This window comes from Streptomyces sp. NPDC002446, assembly GCF_053595675.1.
The window spans coordinates 1-5,244 of sequence record NZ_JBSFYC010000141.1 but is presented as its reverse complement, the minus strand read 5'-3'; the positions used below and the strand labels follow the sequence as shown (position 1 = coordinate 5,244).

1 protein-coding gene and 2 pseudogenes are annotated in these 5,244 nt (G+C 74.8%); 2 read left to right on the top strand and 1 reads right to left on the bottom strand.

The window, feature by feature from the left end:
* Positions 1 to 1,045: 1,045 nt before the first annotated feature.
* Positions 1,046 to 2,449 (bottom strand): annotated as a pseudogene (locus ACWD6P_RS36660) (BTAD domain-containing putative transcriptional regulator); the annotation flags it as partial.
* A gap of 548 nt (positions 2,450 to 2,997) precedes the next feature.
* Between ACWD6P_RS36660 and ACWD6P_RS36655 the strand changes: the two are divergent.
* Together ACWD6P_RS36655 and ACWD6P_RS36650 are read left to right on the top strand one after the other, a co-directional pair.
* A complete protein-coding gene (locus ACWD6P_RS36655) occupies positions 2,998 to 4,197 on the top strand; it encodes a hypothetical protein (protein ID WP_451448549.1) in 1,200 nt (399 codons plus the stop codon).
* Positions 4,198 to 4,511: 314 nt separating this feature from the next.
* A pseudogene (locus ACWD6P_RS36650) lies at positions 4,512 to 4,838 on the top strand (eCIS core domain-containing protein); the annotation flags it as partial.
* Positions 4,839 to 5,244: the final 406 nt, after the last annotated feature.

The window sequence follows — 5,244 nt, the reverse complement described above, 5'->3', positions numbered from 1 at the left end:
GCCCGGCCGACCAACGTGCTGGGTACGCCCGCTGGCTCGCCCAGCGCGACTGCACCGACTGCTGGCGAGCCGCCCGGGACGAACACACCGAGACGCCGGTGCCGTGCCGGGCGACAGCCGGTGCCCCTCGACCGTATCCCCGACAGTGCGCGCACGCAGCCGCGCGCCGGCTCGGGAGCCGGGATCTGCGGTCACGGTGGCGGGGTCCGCAGCGGTGCGTCATGTCATCCCGCCTCGGCGCGCCCCGCGGTTCCAGCAGGAGGCGCAGGGCGCGCGCCGTGGCCATGTCGTCGCCGTGCTGCCGGGCGCGTTCCGCGGCGCGGTGGACGAGCGGTTCGAGGTCGCGTCGGCGGGTGGTGCCGCTGAGCGCATGCGACCACGCGGTGAGGGGGTCCACGGCGGAGTCCAGCAGACCGGGCGCCGTGTCCAAGGCCTGCTCGACGGCCGCGTACAGCCGTGTGTGCGCAAGGTGCAGCCACTCGCGCGCGGCGTCGGCATCGGCGAGCGTACTGCCCGGGGAGTCCGGGCGGCGCAGCGGATCGGGCGGGACGCCGTGCGGCCTGATCAGCCGCTCCGCGCTCACGGCGGTGGCCAGCAGATGGTCGAAGAGACGGTGTTGCGCCGCCGCCCGCTCCCCCGGGCTGTCATACCGCTCGGCCAGCCGCCGCGCGAAGAGCCCGACCAGATCGTGATAGCCGTAGCGGTCGTCGCCGTGCAGCTCCACCAGCCCGGCGTCGACCAGCGCCTCGACCACTGCCTCCGCCTCGTCCTCGGTGGTGTCCAGCAGCGCGGCCGCAGTGCCCCGGCCGAAGGTGGGCAGGCCGCACAGGGCGAGGGCCCGGAAGGCGTGGGCGAGGCCGGGCCCGAGCGCGTCGTAGCCGGCCCGGAAGGTCGCCTCCACTCCCAGGTCGCCCACGCGCAGCTCGTCCAGCCGCCGCTCACCGCTGAGCCGGGCAACGAGGTCGGCCAGGGCCCGGCCCGGCCGGGACGCCAGGCGGGCGGCGGCGATGCGTACGGCGAGCGGCAACCCGCCGCAGGCGGCGACCAGTTCGCGTGCGGCATCCGGCTCGGCGGCCACCCGCTCGGCCCCCGCGACCGCGGCGAGCAGCCCCAGCGCCTCCCCTTCGTCCATCACCTCCACATCGACGCGGTGGGCACCGGGCAGCGCGAGCGACCGCGCACGGCTGGTGACCAGCACCGCGCATCCCGGAGCCCCGGGCAGCAGCGGCCGCACCTGTGCGCTGTCGCGGGCGTTGTCGAGGAGTACGAGGAGCGCGCGGTCGGCGATCAGCGAGCGGTACAGGGCGGCCCGCTGCTCCAGCCCGTCCGGTACGGCGTTCTCCGCGACGCCGAGCGCGCGCAGAAAGTGCGTCAGCACGGCGCCGCTGTCGGCCGGAGCCGGACCGGTGCCCTGGAGGTCCACATACAGCTGCCCGTCGGGGAAGCGGGCCCGTACGGAGTGCGCGACATGCATGGCCAGCGCCGTCTTGCCGACCCCGCCGAGGCCATTGAGCGTGGCCACGACCGGCGCCCGCCCGCCGGCCGCCCCGCTCAGCGCCGATGCCAGGTGCGCGACGGCCTCGGCACGCCCCGTGAAATCGGCGATGTCGGGCGGCAGCTGAGCCGGCACGGGCGGTGGCGCGCCGCGCGGGGCGTCCCGGGTGGGGCGGGGCGGGCGAGACCAGCGGCTACGGTCGTCGCCCGTACGGTCTCCGTCAGGACCGGCCCGATCGCCTGCGGGGCCACGGCCCGGCCCAGAGCCGGGATCAGGCTCAGGCCCCTGTCTCCGCGGCCCGGCGCGTAACTCTTCGTACAGCGCGCGCAGTTCGTCGCCGGGCGCGGCGCCGAGTTCGGTGTCGAGGGTGCGGCGGGTGGCCGCGTACACGGCGAGGGCTTCGGCCCGGCGGCCCGCGCGGTGCAGCGCGCGCATCAGCAGGGTCTGGGCGCGCTCGCGCAGCGGATGCTCGGCGGCGAAGGCGCGCAGTCCGGCGATCGGGCCGCCGGTATGGCCGCCCAGCTCCACCGCGCAGTCGTAGAGCTCTTCCTGGGCGGTGACGCACAGCTCGGTGAGCCGGTCGCGCTGGCGCTGTGCGTACGGTCCGGGCAGCCCGGCCAGCGCCACGCCCTCCGGGAGCGCCAGTGCCCTTTGCAGCTGCTCGTATGCGCCCGGGGTGTCGCCCGCCCCCCGTAGCCGGCGGGCCGTGATCAGCCGCTGCTCGAAACCGGTGGAATCCAGCGCCTGGGTCGGTACGCGTAGTGCGTAGCCGCCGCCCGCCGACACCAGCAGGTGTGCGTGCTGCCGGGGCCCACGATCGGGCTCCAACAGGCCGCGCAGCCGCGAGACATACGTCCGCAGGGTGCCCACCGCCCGCGGCGGCGGCCGTTCGCCCCACAGCGCGTCCACCAACTGCGGTACGCATACGGGCCGGCCCGCGTGCAGCAGCAGCACCGCCAGCAGGGCGCGCTGCTGCGGCGGGCCGAGGTGCAGCAGGTGGTCTCCCCGCCAGGCCCGCACCGGGCCGAGCAGCTGAAACCGTAACCGGTCGCCCCGGTCCGGCCCGCTCGCCTCCGCCGCGCCTTCCCGATCGTCCGCATCGTCTGCGTCGTCTGCGTCGTCTGCGTCGCCGCGCACCGTCTGCTCGCTCCCCGCCCTTGTCGACCTGCAACGCCCCCCTTTGGACCAGCACCGATGTACCGGCTCTACCCAACGTAACCCGGCGCACGAACACCGGTTCGCAAGGACAGGCCCGAGAACGTCCGATGAACGTCCGATACTGGCCCCCCTCTCGATCCCCCACTTCCGGCGGCCGGCCGGCGCTTCTCCCTGGTGCTCGCCGACGCTCCCCGGTGTCCGGCAGGGCAACCGCTCTGCCCGTTCGGCTCCCCTTCCGCCTCTGGGGGCGTCCCCCGCTCCGGCCGAAAATCGGCAGCGGTGCCCTCCAGGACGGACCACGGACCACGGACCACCGAACCACCCGCCGCCAGAACGGAGCGACCGTGCACGCACACGAACGGCGGACCGCGGCAGGGGACTCGGCGCCACGCACCGCGACCCGCGGATCCGCACGCCCCCGCACCCCCGCCACAGCCCTGTCCGCCCAGCGGCCGGACGCCCTGCGCGCCCTCCAACGGACCGCGGGCAATGCGGCGGTCGCCCGCGCGCTGGCCCCGGCGCCGGAGAACGCGGACCCGCAGCGCCTCCAGCGGTACGCGGAGGGAGCGGCCGCCCTCGGCTTCGACAAGGTCTCCACGCACGGCGGCATCGCCGTCCGGGGCCGCTACGAGGCCTACGCCGATGCGGACATGATCACCGCAGCCGCGCACCGCCTCGACGCCCTGGACCGGGTGGCGATCACCCTGGAGCGTGGGCCGGCGGTCCAGGTCGGTGAGCGCACCCTGTACCGGGTGCTGCCCGTGTACAAGGACGCGGCCCGGGCCGAGGCAGCCGTACGGGCGGCCGGCCGGAACCCGGAGGGGGCCGGCCATGAGCCCCTGCGCGGGGACAGTGCGGCACGGCGCGGCGACAAGCGTGCCGCATACCAGCGGTCCCTGACCGATCCCCCGGAGGTCGGTCGGCTCATCGCGCTCACCCGGCGCATCGTGACGGCGCTCCAGGCCCGGACCGAGCCGCGGGGCTCGACCGTCGACGGCCTGCGGGCCGAAGCCATGAAGCTGGCGTTGGCCACGATGGGCGGCGGCTGGGTCGCCGCGCGGTTCCCCTACCCGGAACGCACCGGCCGGGAGGGGCTGACGGACCTCGCCGTCGTCATGCCGGGCCTGACCGCCGACTTCCTCGCCGGACTCCCCGCCGTCGAGAACCAGGAGGGCCGGGTGCACGAGCTGCTCATCACGCTCCCCAACGACTGCCAGGCAGCGGCGGCGCAGCTCATCGGCAGGCCGGCGGACGGCGGCCTCAGCGTGCGACGTGACGCCCCCGCCGTCGGCGAGAACCACTTCGTCGACCTGACCGGAGCGGCCCCGGACGGCTGGGCGAACCACTTCGCCGCCGTCATCCTGCGCGACGGTCCCGACAGTCTCACGTACGAGTCGGCCGCCGACCGCACCAGTGCACTTCAGCACGGCAAGTCCCTCGGCTACTTCGCGCTGTACGGCCCGGCCGGGACCGACCAGTCCTTCGACGCCGTCATCCGCGCCCAGAACCTGGCCTACGCGGCGCGGGCGGCACCCGCCACATGACCGAACGGGCAGCGCGCTCTGCCCCCGACGGCGCCCGTTCGTCTCTAGGGCCGGTGCCCGCCCGTCAGCCAAGGTCGAGAGCGTAGGGCGCAGAACGGCAGCAGTGCTGATGGGGGAGGAACGTCGTGCGGGCACAGGACCGGCAACCCGGCTCGGGGAGCGACCGCTCGGGGGCGGCGCGCGCCGTCCGTACGACGTCCGCCCCGGCTTCCGACGCGGCGCGCCAGGCAGCGGCCGGAGAGGCGGAGCGCCTCACCCCGGAGGCGGCCGCGGTCCTCCAGCGGGCCGTGGGCAACGCGGCGTTCTCAGCCGTCATGGCCGGCCGGGAGCAGCACCAGCACGGCGCGGGCTGCGGACACCCCGCGTCCCCCACCGTGCAGCGCTCGACCGTCCACGACGTGCTGCGCACTCCCGGCCGCCCCCTCGACGAGCCTGTCCGCAGCGACATGGAGAGCCGACTCGGGGCGGACTTCTCCGACGTCCGCGTGCACACCGACACCGCTGCCCATGAATCGGCCGAGTCCGTCCATGCCCAGGCGTACACCTCCGGTTCGCACATCGTCTTCCAGCGCGGCCGCTACGACACAGCCTCCGCGGCGGGCCGCCATATGCTCGCTCACGAACTGACCCACGTCCTTCAGCAGCGCAACGGCCCGGTCGCGGGCACGGACCGCGGGGACGGGACGAAGGTGAGCGATCCGTCCGACCGGTTCGAGAGGGAGGCGGAGGCAACCGCGAGCCGGGTGCTCTCCGCAGGGGTGCAGCGTACGGCGGGCACCGCGCAGGCCCTGGACCACGGCGCCTCGGACCGGCGTCGCCCCATGCAGCGGACGTTCAGAATGGCGAACAAGACCCTCAAAGCCGCTGAGGACGTCCTCCCCCTCGAAGACCTCTTCGCAAAGGGCAAGACACGCCACACCCGATGGGACGACGACTTCAAGGCAAAGGTCCGGCCACCAGGAAGAACTTCCCGGCCGGATCGATGCCGTACTCCGGCCCCATGAACAGGACCATCACCGACCACACGCTCCAGATGGAGAACCCGAT